We start from the raw sequence: 15,138 nt of genomic DNA, 5'->3' as shown, positions 1-15,138 counted from the left end.
GGGGCGGCCGGCATCCCCGGGGCGGCCGGCATCCCCGGGGCGGCCGGCATCCCCGGGGTGGCCGGAGGAGCACGGCGTTCCGGCCCGATCGCTGGGCCGGCGCTGCGGCCGCTCGAACCGTCCGATCCGGTGGCGCGGGCGGGGTCGTCCGGGCCGGGCGTCCCGTTCCGGGCGGCGGGGCCGGTCGTGCTGGTGCCGGTTCCGAGCGCGCGGGCGGCCACGCGCAGGCGCGGACACGACCCCGTCCGCGCGCTCGCGGCCGTCGCCGCCCGCGAGTTGACCGACCGAGGCATTCCCGCCGTCATGGTGCCCCTGCTGCGGCAGGCGAGGCGGGTGGCCGACCAGGCGGGCCTGAGCGCCGCGCAGCGGGCCGCCAACCTGTCCGGGGCCTTCGATGCAGGCCCCGGCGTCGCGGCCCTCCAGTCGCCTCCTCACGCCCGCGCGGAGGCTGTGGTGCGCGGCCGGGGCGGCGAGCCGGTGGTGGTGCTGGTGGACGACGTGGTGACGACCGGCACCACGCTGGCGGAGGCGGCCCGGGCGATCACCGCCGCGGGCGTCCCGGTGCCGCTCGCGATCACGGTGGCGGCCACTCCGCGGAGGGCCGCGACACGCCGGGGCGTCGAGGGTGCCAATCATTACGCAGCGTAAAGATCGGGGCAAATGGCCGTTTGGCCGTCAGGACGCACATTCGTCACCCGGCCCGGCGATTCGCCTGGTGAGGCCGCCCATCTCGCTGTGGCGCCGCCTCTTCCGCAATCCAGCCACGAATTTTCCCCCGATTCGTCCAAGCTCCGGATCACGCAAAGTGATCGTTTAGCCGATCTCCTGGCTGACATTCGTGCCGCCAACGACTAGCGTTCAGACATGGCACCCGTTCGGGTCCGTGGTTGCGCCGGGCCGACTCCGCTCCGGAGTTCAGCCTGGCTAGCCGATGCCAGCCGCAGGCGAAACGGTCCACGTAAGGCGACTCTTGGTCGACCGATCACGGTGCGGCTTAGAGGTAAGTCCTGCCCTCCCGGGGGTCCAGATGTCCCCCGCAAGAGGAGAAGGGCAGTAGTGGCGAGTGAGCTGCGAACCCCTCAGCAGGCGGATGTGGGGACGAAGACCAGGTCGGCCGGACGGGTGCTACGAGCGCCGAACACGACAGTCGATGTCTGAAGGGGGGCTTTGCGTGGAAATCATCGTCAAGGGACGGCACACCACCGTGAGTGACCGGTTCCGCGACCATGTCTCGACGAAGCTGGCCAAGATCCAACGACTGGATAACAAGCTGATCCGTGTGGACGTGGAGGTCTCGAAGGATCCCAACCATCGCATGAGCGGCCAGCGCGAACGAGTGGAGCTGACCATCCACTCCCGCGGCCCCGCCATCAGAGCGGAGGCCTGCGCGGACGACCGGTTCTCCGCGCTCGACATCGCACTCGGGAAGCTGGAGGAGCGCCTGCGGCGGCTGCGTGACCGTCGCAAGATCCATCACGGCAAGAGTTGCCCGCCCTCGGTGGCGGAGATCACCGCGGTGGTCGAGAGCGAGCAGGAGGTCGCCTGGCCGGCGGCCGCACCGGTCGAAGCGCTGTCCGCGGCGGAGATCAGCGCCGAGATCCACGAGGAGCCGGGCGAGCACGCCGAACCCATCGTCCCCATCGAGATGGACGGGGACGGACCGCTGGTCGTCCGCGAGAAGTTCCACAAGGCCGACCCGATCACGATCGACCAGGCGCTCCTGGAGATGGAGCTCGTGGGCCACGACTTCTTCCTCTTCCGCGACAAGGAGGGTGGCCTGCCGAGCGTCGTCTACCGGCGCCGCGGCTACAACTACGGCGTGCTGAGGCTCGTCGAGGGTTAGGGTCCGGCCGGCCGGACCACGTCCGCGGGACTCTCTCGAGAGCCGTTTGAGGCCCCGGCCCGTGGGGAGTCCACGGGCCGGCGCGCCACGCGCGACGAAGATCCTCATTCGGCTGGAAGCCGTGTAATGATGGCGATCCAGCGTCCTTGGCCCCCGCAAGGAGGTTCCGTGACCCGACCCGACGAGGCGGCCCGACCGGCCACCCGCGGCGAGCCGATCCGTGTGCTGATCGTCGACGACCACGCGCTGATCCGCCGCAGCCTGGAGCTGGCGTTGGCCGCGGAGCCGGACATCGAGGTGGTGGGCGAGGCCGGCGACGGCCAGGAGGCGGTCGAGCTCGCCGACAAGCTCATGCCGGACGTCGCGCTGATGGACGTCCGCATGCCGAAGAAGGACGGGATCGAGGCGACCCGCAAGATCAAGGAGTCGGTGCCGAGCACCAGGATCATCATGCTGACGGTCAGCGACGAGGAGGAGGACCTCTTCGAGGCCATCAAGGCCGGCGCGACCGGTTACCTGCTCAAGGACGTCCAGATCGACGAGGTGCCCGACGCCGTGCGCGGCGTCCACGAGGGGCAGTCCCTCATCAATCCCGCCATGGCGGCCAAGCTCATCAGCGAGTTCGCGAACATGAGCCGGAAGGAGGCCGAGCGGCCGCCGCAGCTGCCGGTCCCGCGGCTGACCGACCGGGAGATGGAGGTCCTCCGCCTGGTCGCGAAGGGCATGAACAACCGCGAGATCGCCAAGGACCTGTTCATCTCGGAGAACACGGTCAAGAACCACGTCCGGAACATCCTGGAGAAGCTCCAGCTGCACTCTCGCATGGAGGCCGTGGTCTACGCCGTCCGCGAGCGACTCCTCGAGATCACCTGACCGTCGCGGAGGCTTTCCCGGGATCGGCCGCCGGCCGTGCGGGCCGTCCCGCAGAGGGTGCGGCCACTCCGGCCCCCGGAATGCTCATGCCCGCCCGGAACGACGGGCGGTCGTGCCGGCCCGCCCAGGGACGCTTGGACGGCTCAGTTGGTGAGGGCGGCGCGTAAGGGGGCCTCGAGCTCGGGCGCGGCGACCCTCTCGACGCGGACGTCCGTGCAGCCCACCCAGCTCGCGGCCTCCCACAGGGCGTTGCGCATCCCCTCCACGGCCCGGGCCCGGCTCCCGCCCGGCTCGAACCCGACCTGGCGGGCGACGAGCGTCGTGCCCTCGCGGGCCGGGTCGACCCGGCCGATGATCCGGCCGCCCGCCAGCACCGGCATCGCGAAGTAGCCGTGGACGCGCTTGTCCTTCGGCACGTACGCCTCGAGCCGGTGGTTGAGGCCGAAGATGCGCTCGGCGCGGGCCCGCTCCCAGATGAGCGAGTCGAACGGCGAGAGCAACGTGGTGCGGTGGCGGCCCCGCGGCTCGCTCTCGAGCGCGGCGGGGTCGGCCCAGGCGTTGGGCCCGGGGGCGGCGGCCGACCGGCCGGCGCGGGGGACGGGCCATCCGGCGACCCGGACGGGCACGAGCCCGGCGGCGCCGCTCAGCAGGGCCTCGTCGAGCATCGCCGCGTGCCTGCCCTTCACCCGCGTGAAGTCCACGAGGTCGGCGCGGGTCGCCACGCCCAGGGAGCGCCCGGCGATGGTCGTGAGCCCGGTCACGCCCTCGGCGTCCGGCAGGTCCTGGGCGAGCAGGTCGGCGGGCACCACCCGCTCCGCCAGGTCGTACACGCGCCGCCAGCCGACCCTCCGGGTGCAGACGACCTCGCCGATGTCGAGCAGGAACTCGATCGCGATCTTGGAGTCGGACCAGTCCCACCACTCGCCCGCCTGTGTCGTGCCGGAGGCGCGCCGGTCGACTCGGGCGCCGCCGATGTCGGAGGTGGTGAGGGGGCCGTCGGCGCGCACCCGCTCCAGGACCTTGTCGACCGTGGGCGGCACCTCGTGCCAGCGGAACCGGCGCTCGCGGTAGGCCCGGCGGCGGAAGCCGTACAGGGGCCACTGCTCGATGGGCAGGACGCAGGCGGCGTGGCACCAGTACTCGAAGGCGCGGGCGGGCTCGTGCCAGTAGGCCCGCTCCACGGCGGCCCGCCCGACGGCGCCGAGGCGCGCGTACGCGACGAGCTCGTGGGAGCGGGCGAGCACGGAGATGGTGTCGAGCTGGACGGCCCCCACGCGGCGCAGCACGGCGGGGACGCCGCCGGTGCGCGCGCCCGCGCCGAGGAAGCCCTGGGCCCGCAGGACGATCCGGCGGGCCTCGTCGGCGGTCAGGTCGGTCACGGAAGGGATGCTAGACCGAGTGACCGACAAAACGCCTACGGGGGTTCGTCACACCTCCGGAGGCCGCGCTCAGTGGTGGCGCTCCAGCGGCGAGTGGTGCTCCTGGACGGCGACCTGCCGGGGGGCGTCCACGATCACGTCGGAGAAGATGTCGAAGGCGAGGGCGAGCAGCGCGCCCACGGCGCAGATGCCCACCCCGATCCAGACGACCACCCAGTTCGGGCCGAGGGTCAGCGCGACGCCGCCGACGGCGAAGCCGATGAGGATGGTGGTGACGGCGAGCCAGGATTTGGCGCTTCCCGCGTGGCTGCCTTGGTGTCCGCTCTGTGCCATACCCCGTTTTCTACCTGATGGCCAGGCCGGGCGGCACATCGGGGGAACCTTCTGACCCCTTTCAGCGCTTATGTGTTATCCGATTGTGCCGCGGCGCTCCGTCGATTGCAGGTGGCTGTGTCTGGTGATGGAACCGCCTACGATGGCTAGCGGGGAAGTATGTCTCGTCCTCCCACCCCGGCGGAGCGGCCGGGGTAGACCTGCGAGGAGCTTTACTAAAAGTGGCAGCCATTCTCGACAAGATCCTTCGCGCCGGCGAAGGCAAGACTCTGCGTAAGCTCAAGCGGATCGCCGAGCAGGTCAACTCCATCGAAGAGGACTTCAAGAGCCTGTCCGACGCCGAGCTTCGAGCGCTGACCGCGGAGTACCGGCAACGCCACGCCGACGGCGAGTCCCTCGACGACCTGATGCCGGAGGCCTTCGCGACCGTGCGCGAGGCCGCCCGCCGGGTCCTCGGCCAGCGCCACTTCGACGTGCAGCTCATGGGCGGAGCCAACCTCCACATGGGCAACATCTCCGAGATGCGCACCGGTGAGGGCAAGACCCTTACCTGTACGCTGCCGGCGTACCTCAACGCGATCTCGGGCAGGGGCGTCCACGTCGTCACGGTCAACGACTACCTGGCCAAGCGCGACGCCGACACGATGGGCCGCATCCACCGCTTCCTCGGCCTCGAGGTCGGCGTGATCCTGGCCAACATGCCGCCGGAGGAGCGCCGCAAGCAGTACAACGCGGACATCACGTACGGCACGAACAACGAGTTCGGCTTCGACTACCTGCGCGACAACATGGCGTGGTCGAAGGAGGAGTGCGTCCAGCGCGGCCACAACTTCGCCGTCGTCGACGAGGTCGACTCCATCCTGATCGACGAGGCCCGGACGCCGCTGATCATCTCCGGCCCGGGCGAGCAGTCGGGCAAGTGGTACCAGGAGTTCGCCAAGATCGTCCCGAGGCTCCGCCGCGGCACCGAGGGCAAGGACGGCGAGGAGAGCACGGGCGACTACGTCGTCGACGAGAAGAAGCGCACGGTCGGCATCCTCGAGGCCGGCGTGGAGAAGGTCGAGGACTGGCTCGGCATCGACAACCTGTACAAGCCCGAGCACACCCACCTCGTGCAGTTCCTCAACAACGCCCTCAAGGCCAAGGAGCTGTTCAAGAAGGACAAGGACTACATCGTCGTCGACGGCGAGGTCCTGATCGTCGACGAGTTCACCGGCCGCGTGCTGCACGGCCGCCGGTACAACGAGGGCATGCACCAGGCCATCGAGGCCAAGGAGGGTGTGAAGATCAAGGACGAGAACCAGACTCTCGCCACGATCACCCTCCAGAACTACTTCCGTCTGTACGAGAAGCTCTCGGGCATGACCGGAACGGCCGCGACCGAGGCCAACGAGTTCCACCAGACGTACAAGCTGGGCGTCGTCCCGATCCCGACCAACCGGCCGATGGTCCGCCGCGACCAGGCCGACGTGGTCTACAAGAGCGAGGACGCCAAGTTCCAGGCCTGCGTCGACGACATCAAGGCCCGGTACGAGAAGGGCCAGCCGGTCCTCGTCGGCACCACCAGCGTGGAGAAGTCCGAGAAGCTGTCGCGGATGCTCAAGCGGCAGGGCGTGCCCCACGAGGTGCTGAACGCGAAGAACCACGCCCGTGAGGCCACGATCGTCGCCGAGGCCGGCCGCAAGCACGCCGTCACCGTCGCGACCAACATGGCCGGTCGAGGCACCGACATCATGCTCGGCGGCAACCCCGAGTTCCGCGCCGACCTGGAGCTGCAGCAGCGCGGCCTGTCGCCCTCCGAGACCCCGGAGGAGTACGAGAAGGCCTGGCCCGAGGCGCTGGAGAAGGCCAAGGAGGCCGTGAAGGCCGAGCATGAGGAGGTCGTCGAGCTCGGCGGGCTCTACGTCCTCGGCACCGAGCGGCACGAGTCCCGCCGCATCGACAACCAGCTGCGCGGCCGTTCCGGCCGTCAGGGCGACCCGGGCGAGTCGCGGTTCTACCTCTCGCTCGAGGACGACCTCATGCGGCTGTTCAACTCGGCCCGGGTCGAGATGATCATGACGCGGCTCAACATCCCGGACGACGTGCCGATCGAGTCGGGCATGGTGTCCAAGGCCATCGCGTCGGCCCAGCACCAGGTCGAGCAGCAGAACTTCGAGATCCGCAAGAACGTCCTCAAGTACGACGAGGTGATGAACCGGCAGCGCACGGTCATCTACGCCGAGCGGCGCCGGGTGCTGGAGGGCGCCGACCTGCACGAGCAGGTGCGCGGCTTCGTCACCGACGTCATCGACGACTACGTCAAGGGCGCGACCTCCGAGGGCTTCGCGGAGGAGTGGGACCTCGACAAGCTCTGGAAGGCGTTCGGCCAGCTGTTCCCGATCTCGCTGACCGTCGACCAGCTGGTCCAGGAGGCCGGCGGCGACCGGGAGGACCTCACGGCCCAGCTCCTCGCCGAGAAGATCAAGGAGGACGCCCTCGCGGCGTACGACCGGCGCGAGGAGCAGCTCGGCTCGGAGGCCATGCGCGAGCTGGAGCGCCGGGTCATCCTGTCGGTCCTCGACCGCAAGTGGCGCGAGCACCTCTACGAGATGGACTACCTCCAGGAGGGCATCGGCATGCGCGCCTATGCCCAGAAGGACCCGCTCATCGAGTACCAGCGCGAGGGCTACGAGATGTTCACCGCGATGCTCGACGGGATCAAGGAGGAGTCGGTCGGCTACCTGTTCAACCTCGAGGTCGAGGTGCAGGCCAACCCGATCGTGGAGGAGAACGCCGAGGAGGACGCGGCCCTCGCCGAGACCGGCTCGATCATCGCGCGGGCGCTGCGCCAGCCGTCGAGGCCCACGGAGATGGTCTACTCGGCGCCCGGCGAGAGCGGCGACGTCGAGGTCAGCCGGGTGCGCTCGACGCCCGAGCAGCGCGCGGCGTACGGCAACGTCGAGCGCAACGCGCCCTGCCCCTGCGGGTCGGGCAAGAAGTTCAAGCGCTGCCACGGCGACCCCAGGAACGCCGAGGCGTAGGCGACGCTGACGGAACCCCCGCCGGACCCCGTCCGGCGGGGGTTCCGCATGTCACGACCGGCCCACCCCGGACGGCACGGTGGGCCGCGGTCAGGCGGTCTCGAACTCGGTGACCAGCCACTGCACGCCCTGCCGCTCCAGCCGTACGGCGAGCACCCGGCTGCGCGGCCCGCAGTGGACGAGCAGGCACATCTCCAGCACGCCCTCACGAGGACGCTGCACGTGGGGGAGGCCCACGAGCGGCGGCCGGGCCGTGTCGATCATCTTCCCGGCCCGGACCATCTCGCGGTGGGCCCGCTCGGTGAGCCTGCCCTGGACCGTCTCCGGCGGCCGCCGGCCGGCCAGGACCTCAGCCAGCGCCTGCCCGAGCCCGCGCAGGGCACGCTCGTCCGGCACCGCCCCCGGCCGCACTCCGGGGAACCCCCGCAGGGGCGGCCTCGCGACGGGAAGCCCCCGCAGACTCCCGGCGCCCGTCGTGGGGACGGCACGCGGCGCTGGCTCGGGCGCCAGCGCGAGCGAGCCGTACGTCAGGGGTGGCCGGCCGGCGCGCTCGTCGTCGTACGGCGGATCGGCCGGGGGCGCGGAAACGAGCCTGGGCAGGGAGATCGGCTTGGGCATCGGGCACTCCGTCGTGAGATCGAAAACCTGACACGTAATAGAGATTCCGGTCAGCGGAGTTGATACCGCGGCCGCCAACTTTGCCGTTCCGGTGGTCGATTCGACGCGATTTCCGGGTGAAGATCTCCGGCGGTTGGCGTGTTCCCCGGCCGTGTTCGCGTTCGTTTCCGTCGCGGCGCCGGGCGATTAGCGGCGGCCGAAAAAGCGAGGGGGCGCCCGGGATCACCGGGCGCCCCCACTGCTCGGTAGAGCGCGTCAGGCGCGGGTCCGCGCCGCCTCGGCCGACTCCCCGGCGTCGACGTCCGGCTCCGGCTCGCGGCCCGGCGTCATGATGTTCAGCTTCTTGATAAGGAAGGTGAAGATGAAGTAGTAGACGAAGAAGTAGATGACGCCGATCAACATGATCAGCCAGAAGTTGTGCGTGTTGTCCTTCGTCGCGTTCAGGCCGGCGTCGATCGCGCCGGCGGAGAACCCGAAGCCGAGCCGTCCGTCGAGGGCCGCCACCAGAGCCATGGAGACGCCGGTGAGCAGCGCGTGGACGACGAACAGCACCGGGGCCACGAAGATGAACGCGAACTCGATCGGCTCGGTGATGCCGGTGACGAACGAGATCAGCGCCGCGGAGATCATGATGCCGCCGACGGCCGGGCGGCGGTGGGCCGGGGCGGCCCGCCACATGGCGATCGCGGCGGCCGGCAGGCCGAACATCATGACCGGGAAGAAGCCCGCCATGAACGCGCCCGCGCCGTCCTGGCCGGCGAAGTAGCAGTTCAGGTCGCCCGCGGCGTGGGTGGCGCCGACGGTGCACTCCGGCACGGTGAACCACACGATCGAGTTGACGAAGTGGTGGAGGCCGAAGGGGATGAGCGCGCGGTTGACCACGCCGTAGATGCCGGCGCCGACCGTGGAGTTGCTGGCGAGCCAGTCGCCGAAGTTGGTCAGGCCCTCACCGATGGGCTGCCAGACCAGGCCGAACACGACGCCGAGGACGAGCGCGGCGAGCGCGGTGATGATCGGCACGAAGCGGCGGCCGCCGAAGAACGCGAGCCAGGCGGGCAGCTTCGTCCGGTAGTACCGCTGCCACAGGATGGCCGCGACGAGGCCGATCAGGATGCCGCCCAGCACTCCTGTGGGGTTCGCCGAGGCGAGGTTCAGCGCCTCCGCGGGCTTGCCGTCCGCCCCCGCGATGCTCTGGACCACCTTCTTGTGCACGGCGGAGTCGGCCGAGGCGTCGAAGAACATCAGGTGCGTGACCCGGTCCCAGACGAGGTAGCCGACGACGGCGGCCAGGGCGGTCGAGCCGTCCGCGCGACGGGCGAAGCCGACCGCCACGCCGACCGCGAACAGCAGCGGCAGCGCGTCGAACAGCGCGCCGCCCGCGCCGCCGATGATCTGGGCGATCTTGTCGAGCGCCGCGTTGTCCGTACGGCCGAGCAGGTCGTCCTGACCGAGGCGGAGCAGGATGGCCGCGGCGGGCAGGGCCGCGATCGGGAGCATAAGAGAACGGCCGATACGGGACAGCACGGCCATGAACGCGTTCTGGTTCGCGGGTGCGGCGGGCAGGCCCGCGTCGGCGGACGTGGAACTCATCGGTTTTCCTCCATGGGTGGGGGAGAGCGGGGAGGAGGTCGCTACACGCGTCTTGTCGGGATCTCGAGGAGAGTCCGTAACTGGTAGCGGTCGGCGCGATAGGTGGAGACCCCGAATTCCGCGCACACCCCGGCGGCGAAGGACCGGCGCTGCAGCAGCAGCACGGCCCCGCCCCGGGGCAGCTTGAGCAGGTCGGCGTCGCCGGGATCCGCGACACCGCCGTCGATGGTGAGCTCCCCGGCGTCCAGCACCAGCCCGTAACGGGACTCGAGCAGGGCGTACAGGGATCGGCCGGTCAGATCGAAGGCATCGAGATCGGGCGCGAGCACGACCGGGATGTGGGCGCGCTCGATGCTCAGCGGTTCCCCGTCCGCCGTGCGGAGCCGCTCGATGAAGTGCACGGCGTCGCCCGGAGGGATCCCGAGCTGCCGCGCGAGGTGGGCACTGGCCCGGACCACTCGCCGGTCCAGGTCGCGGGAGCCCGGCTCCATGCCGCGCGCCCGCATGTCGTCGGTGAAGGAGGTGAGCTGCAGCGCCAGCTCGATCTTCGGCCGCGCCACGAACGTGCCCTTGCCGGGGACCCGGTGCAGCCGGCCCTCCGACACCAGGTGGTCCACGGCCTGCCGTACCGTCATACGGGACAGGTCGAACCGCTGGCTGAGCTCGCGTTCCGAGGGGATCGCCGCGCCGATCGGCAGCTCGTTGTTCTCAATGAGGTCGAGCAGGATCTCCCGGAGCTGGAAATACTTCGGCACCGGGCTGTCCGGGTCGATCTGGGCCACTGATCCCCCCTCTCGCTTCTGATCAACGGAATAAGTTATGGTTCGTACTGGTCTAGTCCGGACTAGACCACAGCCGGGAAATGTGTGTCAATGTATGGGCCGGCGACGGATCGGTAACGGACAAATCTCGCCAAGCAAGGATGACCACGAATGACGACACGAATGCGCGGTGAGATCGCCGAGCAGCCCGCCGCCATCCGGGCCACGCTTGACGCCCTGCTGCCGCGGACCGGCGAGGTCGAGGCGCTGGCCCGCGACACCCGTCAGCTGCTGTTCATCGCCCGTGGCACCTCCGACAACGCCGCCGTCTACGGCCGCTACCTGATCGAGGCGCGGGCGGGCCGGATGGCCTCGATGGCCGCCCCCTCGATCGCCACGACCTACCGCCGCCGGCTCGACCTCGACGGCGTGCTCGCGGTCGGGCTGTCCCAGTCGGGCCGTACGGAGGAGATCGTCGAGACCCTCCAGTGGGCGCGCGACTGCGGCGCGAGGACCGTCGCGATCACCAACGGCGGCGAGGAGTCGCCGCTGGCCCGGGCCGCCGACCTCGCCCTGTGCACGCTGGCCGGCGAGGAGAAGGCCGTCCCGGCCACCAAGACCTACACCACCCAGCTCGCCGCGCTCGCGGTCCTCGCGCTCGGCCTGGGCGCCGACGTGGACCGCGACGACCTGCGGCGGGTGCCCGACGCGGTGGACAAGCTCATCTCCGACCCCGGCGACCTGGAGGCGGTCGTCGAGGGCCTCGCCGACAAGCCCGGCGTCGTGGTGTCCGGCCGCGGGCTGGCCTTCTCGACCGCGCTGGAGCTCGCGCTCAAGCTCAAGGAGGCGTGCTACCTGCACGCCATGGGCCTGTCGTACGCCGACCTGCTGCACGGCCCGATCGCGGTCGTGGACGCCGACACCCCGGCGGTCCTGGTCGCGGCCGGTGCGGGCCCGACCCTGCCGGGAACGGTCGCGCTGGCCGAGCGGGTAACCGGCGCGGGCGCCTCCGCCTACGGCGTGGGCGGAGGGCCGCAACTGGCCGCCGCGTCCACCGCCGCCCTGAACGGCCCCGACCTGCCCGAGTGGGTGGCTCCGCTGGGACTCATCGTCCCGGGGCAGTTGCTCACGGAGGCGCTGGCGCGCAGGCTCGGAATCGACCCGGATGCCCCCCGTGGTCTGAACAAGGTCACTCAGACCGACTGAATGGAGGACCCCATGGCTGCAGACGCCGAGGCGATCATCGCCGGGCTCGGTGGCGCTGACAACATCATCGAGGTCGAGCCGTGCATCACGCGGCTGCGCACCGAGGTGCACGACGCGTCGAAGGTGAACCAGGCCGCCCTGAAGGCCGCCGGCGCCCACGGCGTGATGGCGGCGGGCAACGTCGTCCAGGTCGTGGTGGGCCCGGAGGCCGACACCATCGCCAGCGACATCGAGGACATCATCGGCTGACCGGGCCGAACCAGGTCAGCCGGCCGCGGCCGGACCTCTGGTGGAGCTCGCCAGGGATCTCAGGGAAGGGCGCTTCATTGACGACAGTTCTCGCCCCGGTCGCGGGGGCGGCCATCGGGCTGGCCGCGGTGCCGGATCCGGTGTTCTCCCAGGCGATGGTGGGCCCGGGGACCGCGATCGACCCCCGACGCGAACCGGGCACCGCCATCGCCCCCATCAGCGGCACGATCGTCAAGCTGCACCCGCACGCGTACGTGGTCGTCGGGGACGACGGCAAGGGCGTGCTGGTGCACCTCGGCATCGACACGGTGCAGCTCAAGGGCGAGGGCTTCACGCTGCTCGCGGCGGAGGGCGACCACGTCACCGCGGGCCAGCCCGTGGTGGCCTGGGACCCCGCGGCCGTCGAGGCGGGCGGCCGCTCCCCGGTCTGCCCGGTCGTGGCCCTCGACGCGCCGGCCGAGGCGGTGGGCGACGTCGTGCAGGGCGACGTGGACGCCGGTGACCTGCTCTTCCAGTGGTCGTGATGGAGGCCGCGCTCTTCGACCTCGACGGAACCCTGATCAACACCGAGCGGCGCAGCCTGGCCATGTGGCGGATGCTGCTGGAGAACCACGGCATCGAGCCCCACGAGGCGCTCGTGCGGCGGTTCATGGGCCGCCGCGGCCGGGACATCCTGCCCGAGATCATGCCCGGGGCGGACGCCCTGGCCCTGGTGGAGGAGGTCATGTCGTACGCCGACCACCCCGGGCTGCCGGACATCGTGCCGGTGCCCGGAGCGGCCGACCTGGTGCGCCAGGTGACCGAGAAGGGCTCGCCGCTCGCGCTGGTCACCTCGGCGCACCGCGCCTGGGCGCTGGAGCGGCTGGCCGAGATCGGGGTCGGCGAGCTGGTCCGGACCATCGTGTCCGGCGAGGACGTGGCCGTCGGCAAGCCGGACCCGTCCGGTTACCTCATGGCCGCGTCCCTGATCGGGGTCGAGCCCGCGAGGTGCGTGGCCTTCGAGGACTCGCTCGCGGGCATCGAGGCCGCCCAGGCCGCGGGTATGACGTGCGTGGCGGTGGCCACCACCCACGCGCCGGAGGAACTGGCGCACGCGGACCTGGTTGTACCCGACATGTCGGGTATTGAGTGGCCGTTGACAGAACTGGACCTGGTCTAGACCAGCAACTGAGACCAGTACTTGAGGAGGAACACCGTGGCCGAGCGCAAGGTCAGCGTCACGTCCGAGGTCGGGCTGCACGCCCGCCCGGCGGCGACGTTCGTGCAGACGGCGGCGAAGGCGCCGTTCGACGTGACGGTCGCCAAGGCGGGCGGCCAGCCCGTGAACGCCAAGAGCATCCTGTCGGTCCTCGCGCTCGACGTCCGCCAGGGGGAGTCGATCGTCATCCGCGCGGACGGCGACGGCGCCGAGGAGCTGCTCGACCAGCTCGCCCAGATCGCCTCGGCCTCCTGACGGCGGTGGAGGCACAGGAGGCGGCGGGGCGGGGGCCCGGCGCGAACGAGACCGAGCAGGCGGCCGCCGCGACCCCGGGCACGGGCGCGAGCGGCCAGCAGGGTGCCGCTTTCAGCGGGCCGGGCGCGAGCGAGCAGGCGGCGCCCCTCACCGGGACGGGCGTGAGCCCGGGCGCCGGGTACGGTCCGGCGCACGTGCTGGTGGGGGACATCCCGGAGCCCGACAAGGAGGCGCGCCACGACGGCGACGCCGCCGCTGAGCGGGCCCGGGCCGAGCGCGCGCTGGACGAGGTCGCGGCCGACCTGGAGGCGCGCGGCGCCCGCGCGGGCGGGGAGGCCGAGGAGGTCCTCGGCGCGCAGGCGATGATGGCCCGCGACCCCGGCCTGTCCGGTGAGGTGGGCGCGCTCATCGACCAGGGCGTGGCCGCCGCCCGCGCCGTTTTCGAGGCCTTCGGCAAGTACCGCGACCTGCTCGCGGCGGCCGGGGGATACCTGGGCGAGCGCGTGGCCGACCTCGACGACATTCGCGACCGCACGATCGCGCTGCTCACCGGGCTTCCGATGCCGGGCGTGCCGGCGACGGCCGACCGGCCGTTCGTGCTGATCGCCAAGGACCTCGCGCCGGCCGACACCGCGCTGCTGTCGAAGGAGGTCGTGGCCGCCTTCGTGACCGAGCAGGGCGGGCCGACCAGCCACACCGCGATCCTCGCCCGCGCGATGGGCGTGCCCGCCGTCGTGGGCTGCGCCGGCGCCACCTCCGTCGCCTCCGGCACGCCGGTGCTGGTCGACGGCGCCGCCGGCACCGTACGGCTGTCGCCGTCGGACGACGAGGTCGCCCGGGCCCGCCAGGCCGACGAGGCCCGCCGCGCCGTGCTCTCGGCCGCCACCGGTCCCGGCCGGACCGCGGACGGCCACGCCGTGCCGCTGCTCGCGAACGTCGGCGGGCCTCGCGACCTGGAGTCGGCGCTGGCGAACGGCGCCGAGGGCGTCGGCCTGTACCGCACCGAGTTCCTCTTCCTGGACCGCGAGACCGCCCCGACCGGCGAGGAGCAGGAGGGGGCCTACCGGCCGGTCTTCGAGGCGTTCCCCGAGGGCCGCGTGGTCGTCAGGACGCTCGACGCCGGGGCCGACAAGCCGCTCGCGTTCCTGCCGCCTCCGGAGGAGGAGCCCAACCCGGCGCTCGGCGAGCGCGGGGTGCGGATGTTCCGCCGCTACCCCGAGATCATGGCCGTCCAGCTGGGCGCGCTGGCCCGGGCCGCCGCGGGGACGTCCGCGAAGGTGCAGGTCATGGCCCCGATGGTGGCGACCGTCGAGGAGGCCGAGTGGTTCGCGGCGGCCTGCCGTACGGCGGGGCTCGACAGCCCGGGCGTCATGATCGAGGTGCCCTCGGCGGCGCTGCGGGCGGCCGACCTCATCCGGGCCGTCGACTTCTTCTCGATCGGCACCAACGACCTCACCCAGTACGCGCTGGCGGCCGACCGGCAGGTCAGCGCGGTCGCGGGGCTGCAGGACCCGTGGCACCCGGCCGTCCTCGACCTCATCGCGCTGGCGGCGACGGCCGCCACGGCCGAGGGGAAGGGCTGCGGGGTGTGCGGTGAGGCCGCCGCCGACCCGGTGCTCGCGTGCGTGCTGGTGGGCATGGGCGTGACCTCGCTGTCGATGGGCGCCCCCGCCCTGCCGTGGGTGCGGGCCGCCCTGGGCCGGCACACGCTCGACGAGTGCCGGGCGGCCGCCGCGGCGGCCCGTACGGCGACCTCGGCGGCCGCCGCCAAGGCCGCCGCGCGCGCGGAGCTGCCCGGTCTGGCCGCTCT

General features: G+C 71.6%; 15 protein-coding genes. 10 read left to right on the top strand and 5 right to left on the bottom strand.

Annotated features, from left to right (window positions below; all coding sequences use genetic code 11):
- From MPTA5024_RS42490 to MPTA5024_RS22975, 3 genes are all read left to right on the top strand, one after another.
- Nucleotides 1-648 (top strand): phosphoribosyltransferase family protein (locus MPTA5024_RS42490; protein WP_051458537.1); only part of this gene is annotated, 648 nt, incomplete at its 5' end.
- Nucleotides 649-1,171: 523 nt separating this feature from the next.
- Nucleotides 1,172-1,843, top strand: a complete 672-nt coding sequence (gene hpf / locus MPTA5024_RS22980; protein ID WP_036327895.1) for a ribosome hibernation-promoting factor, HPF/YfiA family — start codon at nt 1,172-1,174, stop codon at nt 1,841-1,843.
- 168 nt (nt 1,844-2,011) lie between these two features.
- A complete protein-coding gene (locus MPTA5024_RS22975; protein WP_036327894.1) occupies nt 2,012-2,716 on the top strand; it encodes a response regulator in 705 nt (234 codons plus the stop codon).
- Between the two features lie 143 nt (nt 2,717-2,859).
- Here MPTA5024_RS22975 and MPTA5024_RS22970 read toward each other — a convergent pair whose 3' ends face one another.
- Complete coding sequence (locus MPTA5024_RS22970; protein WP_198167333.1) at nt 2,860-4,095, bottom strand: winged helix-turn-helix domain-containing protein; 1,236 nt, start codon at nt 4,093-4,095, stop codon at nt 2,860-2,862.
- 69 nt (nt 4,096-4,164) lie between these two features.
- On the bottom strand, nt 4,165-4,428 hold the full coding sequence (locus tag MPTA5024_RS22965; RefSeq protein ID WP_036327892.1) for an HGxxPAAW family protein: 264 nt from the start codon (nt 4,426-4,428) through the stop codon (nt 4,165-4,167).
- Nucleotides 4,429-4,649: 221 nt separating this feature from the next.
- Here MPTA5024_RS22965 and secA point away from each other — a divergent pair, with 221 nt between their 5' ends.
- The gene (gene secA / locus MPTA5024_RS22960) at nt 4,650-7,451 is read left to right on the top strand and encodes a preprotein translocase subunit SecA (RefSeq protein ID WP_036327890.1); all 2,802 of its coding nucleotides are present in this window, start codon (nt 4,650-4,652) and stop codon (nt 7,449-7,451) included.
- A gap of 90 nt (nt 7,452-7,541) precedes the next feature.
- On the opposite strand, the gene MPTA5024_RS22955 is transcribed toward secA, so the two are convergent.
- The 3 genes from MPTA5024_RS22955 to MPTA5024_RS22945 form a co-directional block, all read right to left on the bottom strand.
- A complete protein-coding gene (locus MPTA5024_RS22955) occupies nt 7,542-8,069 on the bottom strand; it encodes an Rv3235 family protein (RefSeq protein ID WP_036327887.1) in 528 nt (175 codons plus the stop codon).
- A gap of 255 nt (nt 8,070-8,324) precedes the next feature.
- Nucleotides 8,325-9,659, bottom strand: coding sequence for a PTS transporter subunit EIIC (locus MPTA5024_RS22950; protein WP_036327885.1), 1,335 nt, complete (start codon nt 9,657-9,659; stop codon nt 8,325-8,327).
- A gap of 41 nt (nt 9,660-9,700) precedes the next feature.
- Nucleotides 9,701-10,441, bottom strand: coding sequence for a GntR family transcriptional regulator (locus MPTA5024_RS22945; protein WP_051458535.1), 741 nt, complete (start codon nt 10,439-10,441; stop codon nt 9,701-9,703).
- A gap of 150 nt (nt 10,442-10,591) precedes the next feature.
- Between MPTA5024_RS22945 and MPTA5024_RS22940 the strand changes: the two genes are divergently transcribed.
- The 6 genes from MPTA5024_RS22940 to ptsP all read left to right on the top strand — a co-directional run.
- Nucleotides 10,592-11,626, top strand: coding sequence for an SIS domain-containing protein (locus MPTA5024_RS22940; RefSeq protein ID WP_036327883.1), 1,035 nt, complete (start codon nt 10,592-10,594; stop codon nt 11,624-11,626).
- A gap of 12 nt (nt 11,627-11,638) precedes the next feature.
- Nucleotides 11,639-11,875: a glucose PTS transporter subunit EIIB gene (locus MPTA5024_RS22935; protein ID WP_036329147.1), complete on the top strand. Its 237-nt coding sequence runs from the start codon at nt 11,639-11,641 to the stop codon at nt 11,873-11,875.
- 77 nt (nt 11,876-11,952) lie between these two features.
- Nucleotides 11,953-12,399: a PTS sugar transporter subunit IIA gene (locus tag MPTA5024_RS22930; protein WP_036327881.1), complete on the top strand. Its 447-nt coding sequence runs from the start codon at nt 11,953-11,955 to the stop codon at nt 12,397-12,399.
- Complete coding sequence (locus MPTA5024_RS22925; RefSeq protein WP_036329134.1) at nt 12,399-13,034, top strand: HAD family hydrolase; 636 nt, start codon at nt 12,399-12,401, stop codon at nt 13,032-13,034. Before MPTA5024_RS22930 ends, MPTA5024_RS22925 begins: the two co-directional genes overlap by 1 nt.
- Nucleotides 13,035-13,070: 36 nt before the next feature.
- Nucleotides 13,071-13,328, top strand: a complete 258-nt coding sequence (locus MPTA5024_RS22920; RefSeq protein WP_036327878.1) for an HPr family phosphocarrier protein — start codon at nt 13,071-13,073, stop codon at nt 13,326-13,328.
- A 197-nt stretch (nt 13,329-13,525) separates the two neighbouring features.
- A partial coding sequence (gene ptsP, locus MPTA5024_RS22915; RefSeq protein WP_442922092.1) for a phosphoenolpyruvate--protein phosphotransferase occupies nt 13,526-15,138 on the top strand: 1,613 nt, incomplete at its 3' end.

The organism is Microbispora sp. ATCC PTA-5024 (assembly GCF_000511135.2).
Lineage (GTDB): Bacteria > Actinomycetota > Actinomycetes > Streptosporangiales > Streptosporangiaceae > Microbispora > Microbispora corallina.
Note: the sequence above shows the minus strand (reverse complement) of the source record. Positions and strands in the feature narration are given on the sequence as shown.